This window comes from Vibrio sp. TRT 1302 (genome assembly GCF_050113875.1).
Classification (GTDB): Bacteria; Pseudomonadota; Gammaproteobacteria; order Enterobacterales; family Vibrionaceae; genus Vibrio.
This window is the reverse complement of the sequence record NZ_JBNJOF010000006.1, coordinates 146110-167241: the sequence shown is the minus strand read 5'-3', so window position 1 is coordinate 167241 and position 21132 is coordinate 146110. Positions and strand designations below refer to the sequence as shown.

At 44.8% G+C, this 21132-nt stretch carries 20 protein-coding genes; 7 read left to right on the top strand and 13 right to left on the bottom strand.

Annotated features, from left to right (window positions below; genetic code table 11):
• The first annotated feature begins 6 nt into the window (after positions 1 to 6).
• On the top strand, positions 7 to 726 hold the full coding sequence (btsR, locus tag ACQEXP_RS10895) for a two-component system response regulator BtsR (RefSeq protein WP_269377374.1): 720 nt from the start codon (positions 7 to 9) through the stop codon (positions 724 to 726).
• A gap of 41 nt (positions 727 to 767) precedes the next feature.
• Here the strand turns inward: btsR and nagZ are convergent, their stop codons facing one another.
• A complete protein-coding gene (gene nagZ / locus ACQEXP_RS10890; RefSeq protein WP_426969834.1) occupies positions 768 to 1754 on the bottom strand; it encodes a beta-N-acetylhexosaminidase in 987 nt (328 codons plus the stop codon).
• Positions 1755 to 1853: 99 nt separating this feature from the next.
• Between nagZ and ACQEXP_RS10885 the strand changes: the two genes are divergently transcribed.
• Both ACQEXP_RS10885 and murQ read left to right on the top strand, forming a co-directional pair.
• Complete coding sequence (locus ACQEXP_RS10885; protein ID WP_426969832.1) at positions 1854 to 2969, top strand: anhydro-N-acetylmuramic acid kinase; 1116 nt, start codon at positions 1854 to 1856, stop codon at positions 2967 to 2969.
• Between the two features lie 8 nt (positions 2970 to 2977).
• Positions 2978 to 3904: an N-acetylmuramic acid 6-phosphate etherase gene (murQ, locus tag ACQEXP_RS10880; RefSeq protein WP_269377377.1), complete on the top strand. Its 927-nt coding sequence runs from the start codon at positions 2978 to 2980 to the stop codon at positions 3902 to 3904.
• Between the two features lie 61 nt (positions 3905 to 3965).
• Here murQ and ACQEXP_RS10875 read toward each other — a convergent pair whose 3' ends face one another.
• Positions 3966 to 4307: a DUF2799 domain-containing protein gene (locus ACQEXP_RS10875; protein WP_269377379.1), complete on the bottom strand. Its 342-nt coding sequence runs from the start codon at positions 4305 to 4307 to the stop codon at positions 3966 to 3968.
• A gap of 205 nt (positions 4308 to 4512) precedes the next feature.
• On the opposite strand from ACQEXP_RS10875, the gene ACQEXP_RS10870 reads away from it, so the two are divergent.
• Positions 4513 to 5997, top strand: coding sequence for a carbon starvation CstA family protein (locus tag ACQEXP_RS10870; protein WP_269377380.1), 1485 nt, complete (start codon positions 4513 to 4515; stop codon positions 5995 to 5997).
• A 106-nt stretch (positions 5998 to 6103) separates the two neighbouring features.
• On the opposite strand, the gene ispH is transcribed toward ACQEXP_RS10870, so the two are convergent.
• The 6 genes from ispH to murJ all read right to left on the bottom strand — a co-directional run bounded on the left by ispH (position 6104) and on the right by murJ (position 13733).
• On the bottom strand, positions 6104 to 7069 hold the full coding sequence (gene ispH, locus ACQEXP_RS10865) for a 4-hydroxy-3-methylbut-2-enyl diphosphate reductase (protein ID WP_426969830.1): 966 nt from the start codon (positions 7067 to 7069) through the stop codon (positions 6104 to 6106).
• Positions 7070 to 7093: 24 nt separating this feature from the next.
• Positions 7094 to 7525 carry an FKBP-type peptidyl-prolyl cis-trans isomerase gene (gene fkpB, locus ACQEXP_RS10860; protein WP_138972108.1) on the bottom strand — a complete coding sequence of 144 codons (432 nt, stop codon included), beginning with the start codon at positions 7523 to 7525 and terminating at the stop codon, positions 7094 to 7096.
• Between the two features lie 141 nt (positions 7526 to 7666).
• The gene (gene lspA, locus ACQEXP_RS10855; RefSeq protein ID WP_426969829.1) at positions 7667 to 8176 is read right to left on the bottom strand and encodes a signal peptidase II; all 510 of its coding nucleotides are present in this window, start codon (positions 8174 to 8176) and stop codon (positions 7667 to 7669) included.
• Between the two features lie 74 nt (positions 8177 to 8250).
• Complete coding sequence (gene ileS / locus ACQEXP_RS10850) at positions 8251 to 11079, bottom strand: isoleucine--tRNA ligase (RefSeq protein ID WP_426969827.1); 2829 nt, start codon at positions 11077 to 11079, stop codon at positions 8251 to 8253.
• A 55-nt stretch (positions 11080 to 11134) separates the two neighbouring features.
• Complete coding sequence (ribF, locus tag ACQEXP_RS10845; RefSeq protein ID WP_426969825.1) at positions 11135 to 12079, bottom strand: bifunctional riboflavin kinase/FAD synthetase; 945 nt, start codon at positions 12077 to 12079, stop codon at positions 11135 to 11137.
• Positions 12080 to 12164: 85 nt separating this feature from the next.
• A complete protein-coding gene (murJ, locus tag ACQEXP_RS10840; protein ID WP_269377388.1) occupies positions 12165 to 13733 on the bottom strand; it encodes a murein biosynthesis integral membrane protein MurJ in 1569 nt (522 codons plus the stop codon).
• Between the two features lie 247 nt (positions 13734 to 13980).
• Here murJ and rpsT point away from each other — a divergent pair, with 247 nt between their 5' ends.
• On the top strand, positions 13981 to 14241 hold the full coding sequence (rpsT, locus tag ACQEXP_RS10835) for a 30S ribosomal protein S20 (RefSeq protein ID WP_004744855.1): 261 nt from the start codon (positions 13981 to 13983) through the stop codon (positions 14239 to 14241).
• 77 nt (positions 14242 to 14318) lie between these two features.
• Here rpsT and ACQEXP_RS10830 read toward each other — a convergent pair whose 3' ends face one another.
• Positions 14319 to 14636: an ArsR/SmtB family transcription factor gene (locus ACQEXP_RS10830; RefSeq protein WP_269377542.1), complete on the bottom strand. Its 318-nt coding sequence runs from the start codon at positions 14634 to 14636 to the stop codon at positions 14319 to 14321.
• A gap of 175 nt (positions 14637 to 14811) precedes the next feature.
• Entirely contained in the window at positions 14812 to 15702 is an 891-nt protein-coding gene (nhaR, locus tag ACQEXP_RS10825) for a transcriptional activator NhaR (protein WP_269377390.1), read from the bottom strand.
• Positions 15703 to 16112: 410 nt separating this feature from the next.
• On the opposite strand from nhaR, the gene ACQEXP_RS10820 reads away from it, so the two are divergent.
• Together ACQEXP_RS10820 and ACQEXP_RS10815 are read left to right on the top strand one after the other, a co-directional pair.
• Positions 16113 to 17258 (top strand): Na/Pi symporter, encoded by a 1146-nt coding sequence (locus ACQEXP_RS10820; protein ID WP_426969823.1) that lies wholly within the window; start codon positions 16113 to 16115, stop codon positions 17256 to 17258.
• Positions 17259 to 17380: 122 nt separating this feature from the next.
• A complete protein-coding gene (locus ACQEXP_RS10815) occupies positions 17381 to 18529 on the top strand; it encodes a flavohemoglobin expression-modulating QEGLA motif protein (protein WP_426969821.1) in 1149 nt (382 codons plus the stop codon).
• Positions 18530 to 18591: 62 nt separating this feature from the next.
• Here ACQEXP_RS10815 and ACQEXP_RS10810 read toward each other — a convergent pair whose 3' ends face one another.
• Genes ACQEXP_RS10810 through ACQEXP_RS10800 form a run of 3 tightly spaced genes read right to left on the bottom strand, consistent with a single transcriptional unit; the run spans position 18592 to position 21097 of the window.
• Positions 18592 to 19443 (bottom strand): thymidylate synthase, encoded by an 852-nt coding sequence (locus ACQEXP_RS10810; RefSeq protein WP_138972116.1) that lies wholly within the window; start codon positions 19441 to 19443, stop codon positions 18592 to 18594.
• Between the two features lie 9 nt (positions 19444 to 19452).
• Positions 19453 to 20274 (bottom strand): prolipoprotein diacylglyceryl transferase, encoded by an 822-nt coding sequence (lgt, locus tag ACQEXP_RS10805; RefSeq protein WP_426969820.1) that lies wholly within the window; start codon positions 20272 to 20274, stop codon positions 19453 to 19455.
• A gap of 58 nt (positions 20275 to 20332) precedes the next feature.
• Positions 20333 to 21097, bottom strand: coding sequence for a sulfite exporter TauE/SafE family protein (locus ACQEXP_RS10800; protein WP_419723652.1), 765 nt, complete (start codon positions 21095 to 21097; stop codon positions 20333 to 20335).
• Positions 21098 to 21132: the final 35 nt, after the last annotated feature.

Here is a 21132-nt window from a genome sequence, read left to right as displayed (position 1 = left end):
AACACCATGCTTTCAGCATTAGTCATAGATGACGAACTCTTTGCTCGCGAAGAACTGACAGAGTTGTTAGAAGAAACTGGGCATATTCAAGTTATCGAACAAGCCAGCAACGCAATCGAAGGGTTAAAAAAAATCAATCAACTTAAACCTGACGTGGTGTTTCTCGATATCCAAATGCCACAAATAACGGGAATTGAGCTGCTGGCGATGCTCGACCCCGAAACGATGCCGAAAGTCGTGTTTGTTACGGCTTATGATGAGTTTGCTGTTCAGGCATTTGAGGATAATGCCTTTGACTATCTGCTGAAGCCAGTTGATACCCAAAGGCTGACTAAGACAGTTAACCGACTACTGAAAACACAACGAGTCAATAAGGAGCAAATTGCCGCTATCGCTCCTCCTTGTTTGGATCAGGTGCCGTGTATAGGGCTCAACAGAATCGTTATTATTCCGACTAAGGATGTCGAGTTTGCTTATAGTGACATTAGTGGTGTTCATGTTCAGACCCATGAACAGAAAGCGACGTCTCAGTTAACACTTAAAGTGTTAGAAGAGAAAACACCTCTTGTTCGCTGTCATCGACAGTTTCTCGTCAACATCTGTGCGATTAAAGAAATTAAACTACTGGAAAATGGCTTGGCCGAAATTATCACTGTCAGTAATCACCCTCTTCCTGTGAGTCGTCGTTATCTTAAAACCCTCAAAGAGAAACTCGGTTTTCACTGATTGAGCAATCAATAAAAGAGCCGCAATCGCGGCTCTTTCAATTAGGATTCTAAAATACGTTTCATCGCATCTGACGCTTTTCGCCACTGCTCACTGCGTTGCAGATCTTCCAAGGTAAAACTTTGCGTCTTCAACAGATTGACCGCTTCAGGCGTTTCCATAATAGGCAGATTGTCTAACACCTCTATCTGACCTTGTCGATTATTGCATAACAACAGCATGTCACAGCCTGCGACCAGTGCTTGATGAGACCGCTCTGCAGGGCCCCCCATAATCGCCGCACCTTCCATGTTTAAGTCATCAGAAAAAACGATGCCTTTAAAGCCTAGTTGGTGACGCAGTACTTGTTTCAGCCAGTATTCAGAACCACTCGCTGGCTGGTCATCGTAATGGGGAAAAACAACATGAGCAGGCATCATTGCATCAAGAACTCCGGCTTCGATTTGCGCTTTAAATATCGCCATATCCTGTTCGAAAATGTTATCGCGATAATCAAATGGGGTTTCTAAATGTGAGTCAGCAACCACACCACCATGACCTGGGAAGTGCTTGCCGGTTGTCGCCATTCCTACAGATTTCATTCCTTTCATGTAAGCGAGACTGTGGCGAACTATGGTATCCATATCCTCACCAAACGAACGGTCTCCGATCGCTTTACACTCATGCCCCTGATCCAACACAGGCGCAAAACTAAGATCGATATCATGGGCCACCAGCTCAACAGCCATTAGCCAACCACCTTGCTGAGCTAACTGCTCACTGTTTTCAAACTGGGCATATCTCTGCGCCGCGGGAATTCGGGAGAACCCCTCTCTAAAGCGCTGTACTCGTCCACCTTCTTGATCAACACCAATCAGAATGGGTCTCTTAGCCGCGTGACGAATAGCTTTATTTAACGCCAATAATTGCGCACTATCATGGTAGTTTCGAGAAAACAGAATCACACCACCTACGGTTGGGTGCTCAAGAATTTCTTTATCTTCTGCAGTCAGTTCACAACCAGCCACATCGATCCATAACGGTCCCATAATTTCTCCACATCCAGCTGAATTTCGCTATGCTCCCGAGGTTATTAGGATTATTCTCTGTTTACAACGGTTAAACTTCACTGTTAGCGAAAATTGAGCATGACCACAAAAGAGTTATACATTGGCATTATGTCAGGCACTAGCCTTGATGGAATCGATACTGCACTGGTCGAAATTGACGATAGTCATATTCGCCTGTTGGAAAGCCATGACCATGCCATTCCAGAACCACTCAAACAACGAATCCTAAATGTCTCACTGGGTCAATCAACTACGCTTCCAGAAATTGGTCACATAGATCATCAACTCGGCAAACTTTATGCGGAAGCAGTACAGGCGCTGTTGGCTAAAAGCGGACGAACATCAAAAGAAATCACTGCCATCGGCAATCATGGTCAAACCGTCTTCCACCAACCTAACGGGGACGCCCCTTTTACCATTCAGCTTGGTGACGCCAATATCATTGCGGCCCTAACGCAGATAGATACAATCGCCGATTTTCGACGCAAAGATATTGCTCTGGGTGGTCAAGGCGCCCCTCTAGTTCCAGCCTTCCACCAATCCATTTTTCAATCGAACGGCTCAAGCGTTGTGGTGCTTAATATCGGCGGCATTGCCAACGTTTCGGTGTTAAGACCGAATCACCCCGTTATTGGTTACGACACAGGCCCTGGCAATATGTTGATGGACGCGTGGTGTTATAAACATCAAGGTATCGCATTTGATAAAGATGCTCAGCTTGCTAATCAAGGCAAAATTGATACTGACCTACTATCAGAGCTCCTTGATGAACCTTACCTCACACTCCCTGCGCCTAAAAGCACCGGACGCGAACTGTTCAACTTGCCTTGGTTAGAAAAGATCCTCACCCGTTACTCAACTAAGGTTGCCGATGTGCAAAGAACCTTGTGTGAATTCACCGCGCAGACTATTGCTAATGAAGTCAAAAAATTCAAACTAGGTGATACGCCAGAGTTATTAACCTGTGGTGGCGGCGCTCATAACCCACTACTGATGCAACGCTTAGCCGATCTATTGCCAGATTGGCAAGTGATGCTAACCGATGACAAAGGCGTCGACAGTAATAATATGGAAGCGATGGCCTTTGCTTGGCTGGCCTATCGCCGCATTCACAATTTGCCAAGCAATCTGCCTGAAGTCACCGGAGCCTCCAAACTGGCTAGCCTTGGTGTGATGTACTTTGCTGATAAATAAGGACAACTATGACTAATGATGCGCTTATCGCTGCACTTTCACATTTAGTTTCTGAAGGGCGTAATCCTGAGACCATGGATATCGACCTCTTGCCTTCAAGTGAAATCGTCAAGCGAATCAATCAACAGGACCAGCAGGTTCCTCTGGCGGTCGAAAAAGTGTTACCTGAAATCGCTCAAGCCGTCGATAAAATCACAGAGGCATTTAAGAGCGGAGGGCGTTTGATCTACATGGGGGCAGGAACCAGTGGTCGTTTGGGTGTTTTAGACGCCTCAGAGTGCCCTCCTACTTTTGGCGTATCCGATCAGATGGTGATTGGACTTATCGCAGGTGGACCAGAGGCGATTTTAAAAGCGAAAGAAGGCGCGGAAGACTCCTTTACCTTAGGCATCGAAGACCTTAAAGCGATCAATTTTGCTCAAAATGACGTGGTGGTTGGTATTGCTGCCAGCGGCAGAACGCCCTACGTGATCGGAGCGCTCGAATACGCGAACCAAATCGGCGCAACCACCGTTGCCCTGTCCTGTAATCCTGACTCTCCCATCGCCGATATAGCACAAATAGCGATTAGCCCAATTGTGGGGCCAGAAGCCCTTACCGGATCGACACGATTAAAATCCGGAACAGCGCAAAAACTTGTGCTGAATATGCTAACGACAGCATCAATGATTCGTTTAGGTAAGAGCTATCAGAACCTAATGGTTGATGTGAAAGCGACCAACAAGAAGCTAGTTGCGCGCGCTGCACGTATCGTTATGCAGGCAACTGACTGTGATAACAGTGAAGCGATTGCAACGCTAGAACAAACTCACTATGACGTTAAAGTAGCCATTCTGATGATTCTAACTGGAATGGACGTTGCTCAAGCGAAAAGTAAACTCGATAAGCAAGACGGTTTTTTGCGCAAAGCGGTTCAGCTTCACCGGAACGATTAACTGAATAACTAGGGGAGCAGAGGCTAACTTGCTCCCCTCTGTTACACGCAATTAAAAATGGCTAGTTCTGGTATTCATTCCAGCCACGCTGCCATTCCATGCGAAACTTTTGCGCACTCTCTGTACCTTCACACACACCTTCGTAATATTGACCAGACAATCCTATCTGATAGGCGAAATCTGGGTTGCAGTATTGGCCGATACCTTCCGAGTAACCCGTTTCATAATCTGCCTGCTTAACTGCGCCTAAACTTGTCAGCTCTTTATAAGAACGCTGAGTGTGACCACTGACTCCATCTTGAAAACCAATTTGATACCAGTCTCCTTGTTTTGCGAGTTGTTCAGGGCTACTCGCACACGCAGTCAGAATAGTCATTGCGGCTACGACAATTATCTTTCTCATTGTTTTTCCTTGGCTTTATCTCCAGTTATTAATCAAACCACTAAACTTCAACAATTGCCACTCACTGACAGAAAAAACCACTTAATAGCTCAGAAAACCACTCATTTTTCTATACGACCACTCACTTCAGAAGCGAATGATGATTGCCCGAGAAAGACTTAGTATGCATGGTGAGCTTAATTAATTTCACTAAGGAACAAGTGCTATGTTGTGGTTTCTAACCTGTGTCGCGGCCCTGATAGGTGGCTACTTTATCTACGGCGCATTCGTAGAGAAGATTTTTGGTATTAACGAAAAACGTCAAACCCCTGCGCATACTATGCAAGATGGTGTTGACTACGTTCCAATGTCGACGAAAAAAGTCTACTTGGTTCAACTACTGAATATTGCTGGTGTGGGTCCTATCTTTGGTCCAATCATGGGTGCCCTTTACGGACCTGCAGCAATGCTATGGATTGTCGTCGGCTGTATTTTTGCTGGTGCGGTACATGACTACTTCTCAGGTATGCTATCTGTACGCAATGGTGGTGCTTCAGTGCCGACCATCACAGGCCGCTACCTAGGCAATGGCGCAAAACACTTTATGAACATCTTTGCCATTGTTCTTCTGTTGCTAGTGGGCGTGGTATTTGTTTCAGCACCAGCGGGAATGATCACGAACCTAATTAACGATCAAACTAGCCTGAACGTTAGTATGACCACCATGGTTATCGCGATTTTCGCTTACTACATCATCGCGACAATTGTTCCTGTTGATAAAATCATTGGCCGCTTCTACCCACTATTTGGCGCCCTACTTATCTTCATGTCGGTCGGCCTAATGACAGCGATTGCTTTCTCTAGCGAACACACTGTAATGGGTGATTTCCAAGTCAGCGATATGCTAGCTAACCTTAACCCAAATGATATGCCTTTATGGCCTGCGCTATTCATCACTATCGCATGTGGTGCAATTTCAGGCTTCCATGCAACCCAGTCTCCACTGATGGCTCGCTGTATGGAAAATGAAAAGAATGGTCGCTTCGTCTTCTACGGTGCAATGATCGGTGAAGGTGTCATCGCGCTAATCTGGTGTGCGATCGCTCTATCTTTCTTTGGCTCACTAGAATCACTCTCTGAAGCGGTGAAAAACGGTGGTCCTGGTAACGTTGTTTACAGCGCATCATTTGGCCTACTCGGTGTCTTTGGTGGTGTAATCGCTTTCCTAGGTGTTGTCATCCTACCTATCACTTCTGGTGATACTGCATTCCGCTCTAGCCGTTTGATCCTAGCTGAATACTTCAACATGGAGCAAAAAACACTACGTAACCGACTATTGATGGCAGTTCCACTATTCGTTATCGGTGGCATCCTGACTCAAGTAGATTTCGGCATTATCTGGCGTTACTTCGGTTTTGCTAACCAAACGACCGCGGTCATGATGCTATGGACTGCATCCGCATACCTACTACGCCATAACAAGCTGCACTGGATTACCACTATCCCTGCCATGTTCATGACGACAGTGTGTGTTACCTTTATTCTCAATAACAGTTCACTAGGTTTCGGTCTGCCAATTCAAATTTCAACGATTTCTGGCGTACTGTTTGCTCTAGCCGTTACCGCTTACGTGATTAAGACATCCAAAGGTAAAGGTGAAACCGACCTTGCTGACGAAGAGAAACCACAAGCCGTCACAGAAACTGCGTAGCTCAAAACAAAAACGTAATGAAAACTAAGGCTCCTTCGGGAGCCTTTGCTATTGCAGAGCACGTAAAAAAGCCAGCTTTAACGCTGGCTTTTTGTTGTTCTGATCATTAATCGATTTGCTTAATCTGTAGCTCTTTCGGTACTTCAAAGAACATATTCTCTTCACGTCCTTGAATCTCTTCTACCGAGCGAGTACCGACCAACTCTTTTATTCGGTCTAGGATTTGGTTGACCAACTCCTCTGGAGCAGAAGCACCCGCAGTCACCCCTACTTTCGTTTTGCCTTCAAACCATTCTGGCTTGATGTCTTCCGTACAGTCAGTGAGGTAGCCCGGCGTTCCCAACTTTTCTGCCAGTTCTTTAAGGCGAGTAGAATTTGAAGAGTTTTTAGACCCGACGACAATCATAACATCCACATCCTCTGCCATTTCGCGAACCGCGTCCTGACGATTTTGCGTTGCATAACAGATGTCATCTTTGCGCGGCCCCTGAATGTCAGGGAAGACACGACGCAGCTCGTCAATGACATCTGCGGTCTCATCCACTGATAGCGTTGTTTGGCTCACGTAGTGCAGGTGGCTTGGATCACGCACCTTATCTTTAAGAGCGATGACATCCGCTGGCGTTTCCACCAAATACATACCGCCTTTATCACTGGCGTATTGGCCCATTGTACCTTCAACTTCAGGATGTCCAGCATGGCCAATCAGCACGACTTCCATATGCTTGCGACTCGCACGAGCTACTTCCATGTGCACTTTAGTCACTAAGGGGCAGGTTGCGTCAAAAACGGTGAGAGCACGCTCTTTAGCCTCTTTACGTACTGCTTGAGACACACCATGAGCAGAAAAAATAACGATATTGTCATCTGGAACTTCATGCAGCTCTTCAACAAAGATCGCACCACGCTGCTTGAGGCCTTCCACGACAAAACGGTTGTGAACCACCTCATGGCGTACGTAGATTGGTGGTTGGTACATTTCTAATGCACGTTCAACAATGCTGATCGCACGATCAACACCGGCACAAAAACCGCGAGGGTTGGCTAATAGAATTTTCATTTCATTGCTCATGGCGTTGTTTTCTTCTTTGGGCGGTTATTCTACTGACAAAATCTCAACTTCAAAAGTCACATCCTGTCCTGCTAGCGGATGGTTGAAATCGACGGTCACAGAGTCGCCAGCTATTTCGGTAATAATGCCAGGAATTTCCATCCCGTCTGGACCAGAAAAAGCCATGATGGTGCCCACTTCCACTTCCGCGTCACCAACAAACTTAGCACGGTCCATATGATGAATATTGTCTGGATTTGGCAAACCAAACGCGTCTTGAGCTTTAAGCTCAATGGCCTTTTGGTCACCTGAGTTTAGACCCAGCAAACACTGTTCAAAGTTTTCACTAAGGCTACCATCACCAATCACTAGTTTGGCTGGTTTGCCCATGTTGTGGGTGCTGTCGGCAACAGACCCGTCTTTCATTTTGATCGTAAAGTGCAAAGTTACTGCTGAATCTTGGGCGATTGTAGTCACGTTACTGCTTCCTTGGTGTCGTTATTGTTTTAATAGATGTGTCGCCGTCAAATTGGCGCTCGGATTCAAACTAGACGGGTATACTAAAAAGCGCCATCGTAATCAACCGACAGCGCTTAGGGTTATTCAATTCATCACGAATTAAGCTTTGGCGTCTTCTTTTTTACGAAAGCCATCTAAGATAATCATCGCAGCACCAATACAGATAGTAGTATCAGCCAGATTGAATGCTGGCCAATGATAATTACCCCAGTAAAAGTCGAGGTAATCGACCACAAAACCATGGACGACACGATCGAAAACGTTACCTACCGCACCACCAATAATCATAGCGTAGGCGATATTGTTCCACTTTTCGGCCGCTGGAAGTTTACTCATCCAGTAAGTCAGCATTGCGGTGACTGCGAATGCAATCCCAGTAAATAGCCAACGTTGCCAGCCAGCCTGATCGCTCAGGAAGCTAAACGCAGCGCCGTAATTATGAACATAAAGGAAATTGAAGAAAGGCAGTACCTCTATTCGATTTGCCCATCCATAACCCATATTATCCATCACGAACAGTTTAATACCGATGTCCGCAAGGAAGATAACCAACGCTAGCCATAGCCAACGTACACCTGATTGTTTAAGAGTTAATGTTTGCTCGCTCATACAGTTCCTAAAAGTAGCCCCAGTAAATACTGGGGCTATATAATTTCTGAAAAGTTCAGTTACGCTACTGCGAATTATGCAAATTTACGTACTTCGCCTTCACCATCTACGTTCGATACACAACGACCACAGATCTTCTCATGGCCTTCGATCGTACCAACGTCTGGAGTATGGTGCCAACAGCGGTCACACTTCTCGTTTTCAGTCGCTTTAACTTCAACAAACAGACCTTCAACATCGGTCTCTTGTGCTGCTTGAGATTTTTCACTTAGAGACTTAACTACTGCGGTTGATGTCAGTAGTGCAAAACGCAGTTCGTCTTCTAACTTACCTAGCTTAGCCAGTAGTGCATCGTCGGCATATAGCGTTACTTCAGCTTGTAGAGAGCCACCGATAGTCTTATCTTTACGAGCGTCTTCTAGCAGCTTGTTCACGCTACCACGAATCACCTGAATCTCAGCCCAGAACTCGTTGTTCAGCTCTTCACCTTCAGTCAGTCCAAACAGACCGTCGAACCATTCACCAGTGAAAACAAACTTATCGCGTTCACCTGGCATTTCATTCCAGATTTCATCCGCTGTAAACGACATGATAGGAGCCATCCAACGTACCAACGCTTCTACGATGTAGTAAAGCGCCGTCTGACAGCTACGTTGAGCGTGTCCGCCACGTTTTGCTGTGTACTGACGGTCTTTGATTACGTCTAGGTAGAATGAACCCATCTCAATCGAACAGAAATGCATCAAGCGCTGAGTCACTGCGTGAGTGTTGTACTCGCCGTATGCTTTAACAATTTCTTCCTGAGCCGCTAGCGCGCGACCGACAGCCCAACGATCAAGTGCAACCATTTCTTCTGCAGGAACAATATCCGTTGCAGGGTTGAAACCACTTAGGTTTGCAAGGAAGAAACGTGCTGTGTTACGGATACGACGGTACGCATCAGCAGAACGCTTAAGAATTTCGTCAGAAACCGCAACTTCGCCAGTGTAGTCGGTTGATGCCACCCATAGACGCAGAATATCTGCACCTAGCTTATTCGTGACATCTTTTGGTGCGACTACGTTACCAATCGATTTAGACATCTTACGACCGTGACCATCGACAACGAAGCCGTGCGTTAACACTTGCTTGTATGGCGCTTCACCTTTCATCGCAATAGATGAAATCAAAGACGACTGGAACCAACCACGGTGTTGGTCTGAACCTTCAAGGTAAAGATCTGCACTGTTGCCGTTGTACTCTTCACGAGCGTCAACCACTGAATAGTGAGTAACACCTGAATCGAACCAAACGTCTAGAGTATCAAGTACTTTCTCGTATTTATCAGCGTCACCACCAAGTAGATCTGAAATTTCTAGATCCCACCAAGCTTGGATACCTTTTTCTTCAACAAGTTGAGCAACTTTCTCAACCAGTTCAATTGTGTTCGGATGAAGCTCTGCGGTTTCTTTGTGAACGAATAGAGCGATCGGCACACCCCAAGTACGTTGGCGTGAGATACACCACTCAGGACGACCTTCGATCATACCTTCGATACGACTTTGACCCCACTCAGGCATCCACTCCACACCTTTGATTGACTCTAGTGCTTTAGCACGTAGACCTGCTTGGTCCATCGATACAAACCACTGCGGTGTTGCGCGGAAGATGATTGGAGTCTTATGACGCCAACAGTGTGGGTAGCTGTGCTCATAAGCGTGGTGATGAAGAAGCGCGCCTTTTTCTTTTAGCGTTTCAACGACTGCATCGTTCGCTTTGAATACGTGTTGACCAGCAAACAACTCAGTGTCTGGTAGGTAAACGCCGTTTGAACCTACAGGGTTAGCCACTTCTAGGTTGTATTGGTTACCTACTGCGAAGTCTTCTTGACCGTGACCTGGCGCAGTATGAACAACACCTGTACCCGAATCAGTAGTGACGTGATCACCTAAGATTGCTGGCACAGTAAAGTCATAGAATGGGTGATTGAACTGAAGCAGTTCAAGATCGCTACCCTTAGCAAAACCTAGGTTGTGGAAGTGCTCAATACCAGCACGGTCCATGACATCTTTCGCTAATTCAGACGCAACGATGATGCGCTCTTTAGACTCACCTTCAATTTGGACAAGTACATACTCTAGATCACCGCGTAAACATACTGCGCGGTTTGCTGGCAGCGTCCACGGTGTGGTCGTCCAGATAACAATTGAGATATCGCCTTCGCCTTCATGACCTTCAATAAGGTTAAACTTCGATAGAAGAGCCGCAGCGTCTGTCGCTTTGAAGCGAACATCAATCGAAGGAGAGACTTTGTCTTTGTACTCTACTTCAGCTTCAGCAAGTGCCGAACCACAGTCCGTACACCAGTGAACTGGCTTGAAGCCTTTCAGTAGGTGACCATTGTCAGCGATTTTACCTAATGCGCGGATGATATTTGCTTCGGTAGCAAAATCCATCGTGCGGTAAGGCTTGTCCCACTCACCCATGATACCTAGACGCTTGAAGCTCTCTTTTTGACCTTCAACCTGACCTTGAGCGTATTTACGACACTCTTCACGGAACTCTGCCGCAGAGATCTTTTGGCCTGGTTTGCCTTTTTTCTTCTCTACCATTAGTTCAATTGGTAGGCCGTGACAGTCCCAACCTGGAATGTACGGTGCATCAAAACCAGAAAGTGTTTTGGATTTAATAATAATGTCTTTAAGAATCTTGTTTAGTGCGTGGCCAATGTGAATGTCACCATTCGCGTATGGAGGACCATCGTGTAGAACGAAAGATTTTTTGCCTTTCTTCGCTTTACGGATTTCACCGTAAAGGTCTTCTTTGTACCAACGCTCAAGCATCTCTGGCTCACGATTGGCCAGATTGCCGCGCATCGGAAACCCTGTTTCAGGAAGGTTCAGGGTATCTTTATACTCACTCATCGATTCTTAATTCCGTTGTGTTGGGTGACAGTTAGACATTATGCCAAGCAGCGAACTAAACCGCTTGGTCTTTACGCTGACGCAGCCACACCCTTGCTGCTTCAGCATCCAATTCAATTTGTTGTTTCAAAGCTTCGAATGATTCAAATTTATGCTCATCTCGAATCTTATCTAAAAGTACTATTTCCAACTGTTTGCCATATAAATTGGCTTTAAAGTCGAATAAATGTACTTCTAGTTGCTGACGTACACCGTTAACCGTCGGTCGGTTACCAATGTTCGCCACACCTCCGATAGGCCCTTCATCAAGACCTAATGCCTCAACGGTATAAACACCTGACACTGGAGATACGCAACGCTTTAGTGGGATATTTGCCGTAGGGAAACCAATGGTTCTACCCAACTTACGGCCATGAGAGACTCGACCACTAATACTATAATGACGTCCTAACATTTGCGCAGCTTCATCAAGCTTATCTTGCGCTAATGCCCGACGTATTGCTGTGCTGCTAACCCGCAACTCAGCTAAGCGAAAGCTCTGTGTGCTGACCACTTCAAAGCCGTACTTTTTTCCTGCTTCTTGCAGCATCGCAAAGTTCCCTTTACGACCATGACCGAAGCAGAAATCATCGCCTACGACGAGAAACTTAACACCCAAACGCGCTACCAACAAGTCACTAATAAATGCCTCAGGGGTTTGATTGGCGAACTTATGGTTAAAGTTTACACAAAGCAACCTTTCAATATTCAATTTACTCAGTTGAACAAACTTATCTCTGAGGCGTGTCAGTCTCGCTGGTGCTTTATCTTTAGCAAACAGTTCCAATGGCTGAGGGTCGAATGTCATTACCGTCGAGGGCAGACCTAATTCCTTAGCCTGTTCAGACACTTGTCGTAATACTTCCTGATGTCCAAGATGAACACCATCGAAGTTTCCGATCGTCAATACACACCCTTGATGGTGGGGTTTGATATTGTGAATACCTCGAATCAATTCCATTGGGGACTGCTAAAAACCTATCTATTGGGTATAAATACTGTCTAAAAGAGTAAACATTGCGTGAAACTGACGGATTATATACTAATCAGGTTCGCTCTGTCGCTGCTTTTAAGTCTTTTAAACGTACACCCATAACCAGAAGTGTCACCAAATAAACGCCTGCACCTAAACCAATCAGCAGAGACAGCCACATCACGCGATGAGCTAAACTCCAGCTCAGCCAAACACTCATCTCTTCCAACTGCCACATGATCGCTGTGACCATTAAGCCACCAGCAATAATTAGCTTGCCAACAAAAATGAGTGTTTTGCGTGTTAACTGGTATACACCTGCTATGTGCAAACCTCTATATAGTAGAGTCATGTTGACCAAAGCCGATAGTGCTGTCGCAATAGCCAGACCGACGTAGCCATAGAAGTAAGCGAAGATGGCATTGAAGACCATGTTCGTTACCATTGCGATAATGCCGTACTTCACTGGCGTTTTTGTATCTTGGCGAGAATAGTAGCCAGGGGCGAGAACTTTAATCAGCATAAAGTTGAGTAAACCAGACGCATAAGCCATCAATGACATCGAGGCAAACTCGACATCTTGTGGCGTAAATTCCCCTCGCATGAACAGCACCATCAACATAGGTTTTGCTAACACCATCAAGCCCAACATCGCTGGAATACCCAATAATGTCACCATACGTACGCCCCAGTCCATTGTCTGGGCAAAGCCTTCGTTGTGAGCATCGACGTGCTTACGTGACAGTGCGGGTAGAATGACTGTCGCAATGGCGATACCAAATAAGCCAAGAGGAAATTCAAGCAAACGGTCAGAGTAATAAAGCCAACTGATCGAACCCGTTTGAAGAAAGCTGGCGATAAAAGTGTCAAACAGCAGGTTTATCTGACTCACAGACACACCAAATAGCGCTGGAATCATTAAAGTGCGGATTTTGACCACACCAGGATCTCGCCATCCCCACTGAGGTTTAACCATCACTCCTGCTTTTATCAAAAATGGGATTTGAAAAAGGAACTGCACTAAACCACCGAGGAACACACCAATCGCCAAACCAATTTCTGGTTGTTCTAACTGAGGTGACACAAACCACGCTGACAAAATGATCATCACGTTGAGAAACACGGGAGTGAACGAAGAGACAGCGAATTTGCCCATCGTATTTAATATGGCTCCTGACAGAGCAACAAACGTGATGAACCATAAATATGGAAAGGTAATTTTGAGCATAAGACTGGCAAGTTCGAACTTTTCTGCCGACGGGCCGCCATTCATCCAATCTAAAAACCAGCCAAAACCAAATAGAGCGGTCACGACTCCCGAACCTAAGACACCAAACAATGTCACTATCGAGACTAGAACCCCTAAGGTACCTGCAGCCCTCGCAATAAGTTGGCGAGTTTTATCCATATCTCCAGCAGCATGATACTCAGTCAGAACAGGAACAAATGCCTGAGAGAATGCACCTTCAGCAAATAAACGCCTGAGGAAGTTGGGAATTTTGTTCGCAAAGAAGAAAACATCAGCGCTTGCACCCGCCCCCATCAGGTTGGCAACAACAACATCTCGCACTAAGCCAAGTACGCGAGAAATCAGGGTCATGGCACTCACTATCATGCCAGACTTGAGTAGGCGTTTACTCACAATTACCTCGGGAATCAAAAATTTCGCTCTACTTTACACTAGGAATGTCATAACCAGAGCAGATTAGTATTAGCATTGAAAAAAAAATACTGTTAGAATCCCCGCCATCTTAACCGTGAAGACCTTTCAATCCAAAATTTGTTTGGCTCGATTGGTTTTTGCACAAATTATTTGACATTTAAGAGCAAATAGGGGATATTCCTCGCCCTTAAATTGTCACTGAACTAAGTTTTTGGGAGTTAGACCCTTGGCAAATAGTAAATCTGCTAAGAAGCGCGCTATCCAGGCTGAGAAACGTCGTCAGCACAACGCTAGCCGTCGCTCAATGATGCGTACTTACATGAAGAAAACTGTTGCTGCTATCGAAGCAGGCGACAAAGCTGCTGCAACTGAAGCTTTTGCTGCAGTTACACCAATCCTAGACCGCATGGCTACTAAAGGCCTTATTCACAAGAATAAAGCTGCACGTCATAAGTCTCGTTTCGCTGCTGCAATCAAAGCTCTTTAATAGAACTCTGATTATACAGTGAAAGAAAAAACCGGCCTTGGCCGGTTTTTTTATATCTGCTGTTTGTAAATGAGCAATTACTTGCTCATCACCTCTTCTGAATTATCACAGTAAAGCTCGTGTAGTAACTGAATCATAGACTTCACTTCTTCACTGCTTAATGTGTAATAAACCGTTTGAGCTTCTTTTCGAGTATGAACCAGTCCATCTCTTCTTAACCAAGCCAAATGTTGCGACAACGCTGACTGACTCAATTCCAGTTTGCAGCACAACTCTCCAACTGATAACTCTTGGTTATGCAGCAGGCACAAAATCTGAAGACGTCGTTCATTCGCCATCGCCTTGAGTAGCACCACTGCCTTTGCAGAGTTTTTTTCCATCTCTTGTAAATCCATCACCAATGACCTCTTGATACAAGCATAACTTTGACAAACATTTTCAGCCTTACAGAAATAGCTAACCTTTCTGTACTAACCAGATTCACACGATTAATAATTATGTTTAAGCGAATCATTCAAATATTAATTCAACTGAGAAAAATAATCTATTCAGTTGAATTAACCATCTGGTTTAATTGAATAAACTCGTAAAATCTACATCACAAACATTCTTTACAGCAGGGTGTTGAATCATCCTTTCAGCGAATATCACATAATACTCTTCTTTCAGTTCATCAATATGACCTATCAACTGCAGTGGTAGATCACTTTCTACTTCTTTAACGTAAATAGACGGAGCTAAGAAGATGACATCGTGATGATAACGGGCAAATGCCTTCATTAATGCCACATCATCAAACTCACCAAGAATATTAGGTTGAAGACCCTGACGATCAAACCACTGTAATACTTTACGTCCCATCGCCGTACGGCTACCAGGAATGAGCAATTTACGCTGCTCTAATACAGCAGGAAAACTGACACTATCCACATTACCTGAACAGAAGAAACTCATATTGCATTCACCAAGTTTCTTACTATAGAGGCCAGGACTTTGACTCGAGTCAACCGGACAATCAGATAAAATCATGTCCAACTTATGTTGGGAAAGCTGTTCAAGCAGCATTTCATGAGTCGACTCAAAACACCGTAAATGGATGCTGTTGTCATCAGGCACAGTGGTTAACAAAATTTTGCTCACCAAGCGTTTAGAAAGCGCATCAGCCACACCAACATCAAAGAGTATATTGGCACGTTGGCTGTAATTAACGATGTCGAGCATTTCATAACTTAGGCCAAACATTCTATCGGCATACTTAAATACCAATTGGCCAAGCTCTGTGGGTTCAATACTGCGACCATTGCGTTTCGTTAACTTGCCGTCCATTCGATCTTCAAGCGCTTTAATTTGTCCGGTAACCGTCTGCGGGGTCAAAAACAGAGCATCGGCCGCTTTTGTTACAGAACCTTGCTTGCAGACCATCCAGAAGTAATAGAGGTGGTTGTAATTTAAATGCGACATCGCGATGACTCTTTTAATTCGAATGGATAGGGTTATAACAAATGCTGAGCATGACAACAATAACTCGGAAAAACTTACATTTTTACAGATTACCGTATGTTTTACCGAACTTCTAAATTCAATTATTACAAACCAATGTAATAAATGAATCACCAAAAGGATTTTTTCTCCTTTTTTTATGATTTTTGTCACATTGAATAGTCACTAACAAATATGACAAAAATAACCTTAAAATCAGCACGTTACAGATATTGTAAAGTTCAAAATACAGCTGAATTCGTTTGTTATGATGAAAAACAAAGCGGTTACACGGAACTGTAATATTACTGAAATATTTCATCTCTACCATCAGCCTCAGTTTCAACAACAGACCAAAACAAAGACATTAACGGTCCACGGAGAAAATGATTATGAACCAAGCTACTACTACAGCGGCGCCAATTTCGAGCACTACTCGCTGGTTGCGCTGGGCTAACTTGGCATTCATGTTGTATCTGCTACTTCTAGCGGTATCGATGGTTGGCAGTGGTTTTAAATGGGCGACTGGCGATCAAGCCAAAGTTCTATTTGAATTTGCCTCTCACCCTGTAGCAGGTTTGATGATCGGCTTAGTCGCAACAGCACTGATCCAGTCTTCAAGTACAGTAACTTCAATTATCGTGGGCCTAGTTGCCGGCGGTCTTCCGGTAGAAACAGCTATCCCTATGGTGATGGGTGCGAATATCGGCACAACAGTAACCAATACGCTTGTTTCATTAGGACACGTTCGTTGCAAAGAAGAGTTTAAACGCGCTTTTGCCAGTGCAACTATTCACGACTTCTTTAACCTTCTTGCGGTTGCGATCTTCCTGCCTCTTGAAATGATGTTTGGCATTTTAGACAAGATTTCTCATTGGTTAGTTTCACCGTTCCTAGCAACGGGTGATATGAGCATCAAAGGTCTTAACTTCATCAAACCAATTACTAAGCCAGTTGTTAGCGCAGTAAAAGAACCGCTAAACACATTTGGTGACACAATTGGTGGTGTACTGCTTATCGTACTAGGTATCGCAACTATCTTCGTCGCAATTACTGTAATGGGTAAACTGATGAAGAGTCTAATGGTTGGCCGTGCACGTGAGATCCTAAAAAATGCGATTGGTCGTGGTCCAATTCACGGCATCATGTCTGGTTCAATTGTTACTGTGCTGGTTCAGTCTTCATCGACAACAACAAGCCTGATGGTTCCACTGGTTGGTACTGGTGTACTAAAAGTTCGTGATGTATACCCATTTACACTAGGTGCTAACATAGGTACTTGTATTACCGCTCTACTAGCAGCAACAGCAGTGTCGGGAGAGTTCGCAGTATTCGCTCTTCAAATTGCTCTGGTTCACTTAGTATTCAACATCATGGCAACAGTATTGATCTACGGAATTCCATTCCTACGTGAAATTCCTCTCAAAGGTGCCGACTTCATTTCTGATATGGCAGTTAAGAATAAAGCGGTCGTTGTAGGTTACTTACTATCCGTATTTATCTTGCTACCTGGTGTGATTCTGGCAATGACTGCATAATCAGCCAATACGATTTCTGAAAGGAGAGCTCAATGCTCTCCTTTTTTGTTATTTAAGGATCGGTTTTCATTGGTAAAAAATCATCAGCTGATACACACTGAAGAAAAACAGCGACGTACACCATGATGGACCATAAAGAAAACGACCAACTACTAGCCGTGGCAGGGCAAATAGATCAACAACTGTCATCACTCGTTGAAGATATCGATATCTTAAGCAGCGTCACGCCACAAAATTATGCCGAAGAGAGGCAGCGTTTTTTCGACAATCGATTTTCTGTCGAACCGAACTTTGTCTATAAAGAGCAGACGTTTGATGTTCATCAAGCCAAGCGAGATCTTTACTCTCTTCCTATCGAAAATATCGATAATGAAAAACTCCGTTCACTCTATGCAGAAGTGATTCAATCCTATGCCGATAAGCTTGATCAGCTCAGTTCTATTGGTTGTGCAGACTTCTTGTATAACTCGCTACGCTATTTTGGTGAGCCAAGCAGTAAGGACGTGCGAAACGCGCATTTCTTGCTACATCTGCCCATTGACGAAGATACTTCTCCACGCCACAACAGTGAAGAGATTGCAGCGTTTATGCAGCAGTTTTGCCTCCAGCATGGCTATTCAGGGGAGATCGAAATCAACGATAGCATGATCGCTAATGCATTAGTGTCGGGCACCAAAGTAAAAATTAATGCTTCGGCAAGCATCTCTGCGAATGAACTTCACGCCCTCGCCCACCATGAATTGGGTGTCCATCTGTTAACCACCTTGAATGGTCAAGCACAACCGCTGAAGTTGCTGAGTCTAGGTTGTCCTGTCAATACGACCACTCAAGAAGGGCTGGCTATCTTATGTGAGTTTCTTTCTGGTCACTTTAGTCTACAACGCCTCCGAACATTGGCACTTCGTGTTGTCGCGGTTGAATCTATGATCGTTGACCGCGATTTTAGAAATACCTTTATGCTACTTAAAGAGCAGTATAAAGCGGACGATATGACGGCATTTACGATTACAAGCCGTGTATACCGTGGCGGAGGTTATACCAAAGATTACCTCTATCTCAGAGGATTTAGAGAGATTCTCAACGCCTATGAGCAACTCGGTGATGATTTTAATTTACTGCTGGCAGGTAAAACGGAGATACGCTATTTCTCGACCATAAAATCTTTGGTCGAGGACGGTATTCTTATTCCTCCGAAGTTTATTAGTCCGGCTATCGCGAATCCTGCGCTTACGGATCCTATCTACAAGTTTGTCGCCAACGCGCTGAAATAAACATCTGAAAAACAAAAAAGGGCTCTTGGAGCCCTTTTCTCATTATTCAACATTAAACCGTGTTACACCGAAAACGGATATTGAATGGGATCATGGTATTCATAACCTTCAACCCAAAAATCATCCAGTGTCACCCAAGTTTCTAAATCTTCTAGAGACTTAATCTCAGGGTTAATATGGAAGCTCGGCGCTTTTAGTGGCTCACGCTTTAGCTGCACATCGCGCATCAACTCCAATTGGTCTTCGTAGATATGAGCGTTAACAATTTTATGATACGCCTGACCCGGCTTCTTGCCGGTAATTTGCGCCATAATGGCTAAAAAGACGTATACCTGAACCATATTGAAATTAAGTCCAAGTGGCACATCACAGGAGCGTTGAGTACTGTTTAAATAAAGCGTATCACCCAGTAACGAGAAGTGATGGCTGTACATACAAGGACGCAAGCAGCCCATATGGAACTCACCAGGGTTGTAGAAGTTTAGAATTTCGCCGCGATCATCAACACCACGAGTCAGATCATCTACAATTTTACGCAATTGGTCGATATGACCACCATCGGGTTTGGCCCATGCTCGCCCCTGAACACCGTAAACGCGCCCCATATCATCGTCACCTTTACGATAAGGGTTGTTTAGCCAAGCTTCATTCAGATTCGCGTTTGCATCCCACGTTTTCGTACCTAGTTTGCGAAAGTCCTCAGCGTTATCGTAACCACGAATATAGCCAAGCAACTCAGCAACGGCGGCCTTCCAGAAGCTTTTTCGCGTTGTCACCAATGGAAACTGGTTATTTGCCACGTTGTACGTTAGATCCGCATTGATAACTGTCAGGCAACGTTTGCCAGTACGTTCGTTTTCAATCCACTCACCTTGGTCAACGATTCGCTGACAGAGATCTAAATACTGTTTCACACCAATTCCTTACTTCGCTTGTTGTGGTAATTCATCTTTGTAATGGCCACGTTTATACGCCCAAACCATCATCAGAATCCCGATAATCACCATAGGTAGTGAGAGGATTTGTCCCATTGAGATAAATCCACCAAATAGACCCAAGTGAGCATCCGGTTCGCGCACGTATTCTACAAGGAAACGGAAGGATCCGTAACCCGCGAGAAACAATCCAGACACCGAACCGAGCGGGCGAGGTTTTTTGATAAACCAGTTTAAGATAAAGAACAGCACCACACCTTCCAATGCCATCTCATAAAGCTGAGACGGATGGCGAGGCAAAGGACCACCATTAGGGAAAACAAACGCCCATGGCACATCTGTTACACGTCCCCACAGTTCGCTATTCATAAAGTTACCCAAACGTCCCATACCTAAACCAAATGGCACTAACGGCGCGATAAAGTCAGCAACACCAAAAAAGGTACGGCCATTTTTCTTTGCGTACCAGAACATGGCGCTAATCACACCAAGGAGACCACCGTGAAACGACATTCCACCCGTCCAGACCTTAAATAAATAAAGTGGGTCTTGAAGGAAAAGATCAAAGTTATAGAAAATTACATAGCCAACACGACCACCGATCACAACCCCTAAGAAACCGGCAAATAGCAAGTCAGATACCTGCTCTCGTGTCCAGCCACTATCGGCTTTATCTGCTCGTCTATTGGCAAGCCAGAGCGCAAAAGCAAAGCCGACTAAATACATCAATCCATACCAACGGATAGATAGCGGTCCAATGGAGACAAGCACTGGATCAATATTTGGAAAAGTTAGATATCCCTGAGACATAGGATTAATACTCTTTATGAAGTTCAGATAATTTCGAAACGTATAAGATGAGAGCGCGTTATAGCAACATAGTTCCGGCAACAAACATTAAAAATAGTGCAAAGATTTTTTTCAATGTAGGTGTAGGTAATGAGGTAGCAAGCTTAGCACCAATGCGCGTGGTGAGCATAGAGGTGGATGCAATTGCGATTAAAGCAGGTAAATAAACGTAACCAATGCTATACGCTGGCAAATCCTCAATCTTGTAACCATGGAGAATAAAGCCCACCATTCCTGAAATGGCGATAAGGCAACCACACACTGACGACGACCCTACCGCTTTGCGCATTTCGATACCATGGCGGTTTAAAAATGGAACAGAGAGAGAACCGCCACCGATACCAGCGAGACTCGAAATAACACCAATACCCGTGCCATAAAACATAGTGGCAGTGCTGCCAGGCATGCTCTTAGATGCTTTACCATGAATAGAAAACAACATCTGGATAGCCAGTAACAATACGATAACCCCGAAGACTCTCGGTAAGTGTTGAGACGGAATCCACTCGGCAACATTCGCGCCTAAAAACCCGCCAACAACCACGCCAGGCATCAACCACTTGACCACGAACATATCGACATTACCAAGTCTAAAATGATTGAGTGCAGATGAACCAGAGGTGGCAATAATACTCGCTAATGATGTAGCCAGAGCAATGTGCATACTAATATTCGCGTCGATACCGGCCGCTGGGAGCATAAACAATAAGGCTGGAACAACAATGAGCCCTCCACCAATCCCCAACAAACCAGCCATGACGCCAACCACGGCACCGAGAGCCATAAAAGACAAAAGTAATTCTATCGACACATTGAACC

Bases quoted from the DNA above. Each gene is read 5' to 3' on its own strand.
- btsR (WP_269377374.1), top strand. From the start codon at position 7: ATGCTTTCAGCATTAGTCATAGATGACGAACTCTTTGCTCGCGAAGAA.
- nagZ (WP_426969834.1), bottom strand. From the start codon at position 1,754: ATGGGACCGTTATGGATCGATGTGGCTGGTTGTGAACTGACTGCAGAA.
- ACQEXP_RS10885 (WP_426969832.1), top strand. From the start codon at position 1,854: ATGACCACAAAAGAGTTATACATTGGCATTATGTCAGGCACTAGCCTT.
- murQ (WP_269377377.1), top strand. From the start codon at position 2,978: ATGACTAATGATGCGCTTATCGCTGCACTTTCACATTTAGTTTCTGAA.
- ACQEXP_RS10875 (WP_269377379.1), bottom strand. From the start codon at position 4,307: ATGAGAAAGATAATTGTCGTAGCCGCAATGACTATTCTGACTGCGTGT.
- ACQEXP_RS10870 (WP_269377380.1), top strand. From the start codon at position 4,513: ATGTTGTGGTTTCTAACCTGTGTCGCGGCCCTGATAGGTGGCTACTTT.
- ispH (WP_426969830.1), bottom strand. From the start codon at position 7,069: ATGAGCAATGAAATGAAAATTCTATTAGCCAACCCTCGCGGTTTTTGT.
- lspA (WP_426969829.1), bottom strand. From the start codon at position 8,176: ATGAGCGAGCAAACATTAACTCTTAAACAATCAGGTGTACGTTGGCTA.
- ileS (WP_426969827.1), bottom strand. From the start codon at position 11,079: ATGAGTGAGTATAAAGATACCCTGAACCTTCCTGAAACAGGGTTTCCG.
- ribF (WP_426969825.1), bottom strand. From the start codon at position 12,079: ATGGAATTGATTCGAGGTATTCACAATATCAAACCCCACCATCAAGGG.
- ACQEXP_RS10830 (WP_269377542.1), bottom strand. From the start codon at position 14,636: ATGGATTTACAAGAGATGGAAAAAAACTCTGCAAAGGCAGTGGTGCTA.
- nhaR (WP_269377390.1), bottom strand. From the start codon at position 15,702: ATGTCGCATTTAAATTACAACCACCTCTATTACTTCTGGATGGTCTGC.
- ACQEXP_RS10820 (WP_426969823.1), top strand. From the start codon at position 16,113: ATGAACCAAGCTACTACTACAGCGGCGCCAATTTCGAGCACTACTCGC.
- ACQEXP_RS10815 (WP_426969821.1), top strand. From the start codon at position 17,381: ATGATGGACCATAAAGAAAACGACCAACTACTAGCCGTGGCAGGGCAA.
- lgt (WP_426969820.1), bottom strand. From the start codon at position 20,274: ATGTCTCAGGGATATCTAACTTTTCCAAATATTGATCCAGTGCTTGTC.
- ACQEXP_RS10800 (WP_419723652.1), bottom strand. From the start codon at position 21,097: ATGGCTCTCGGTGCCGTGGTTGGCGTCATGGCTGGTTTGTTGGGGATT.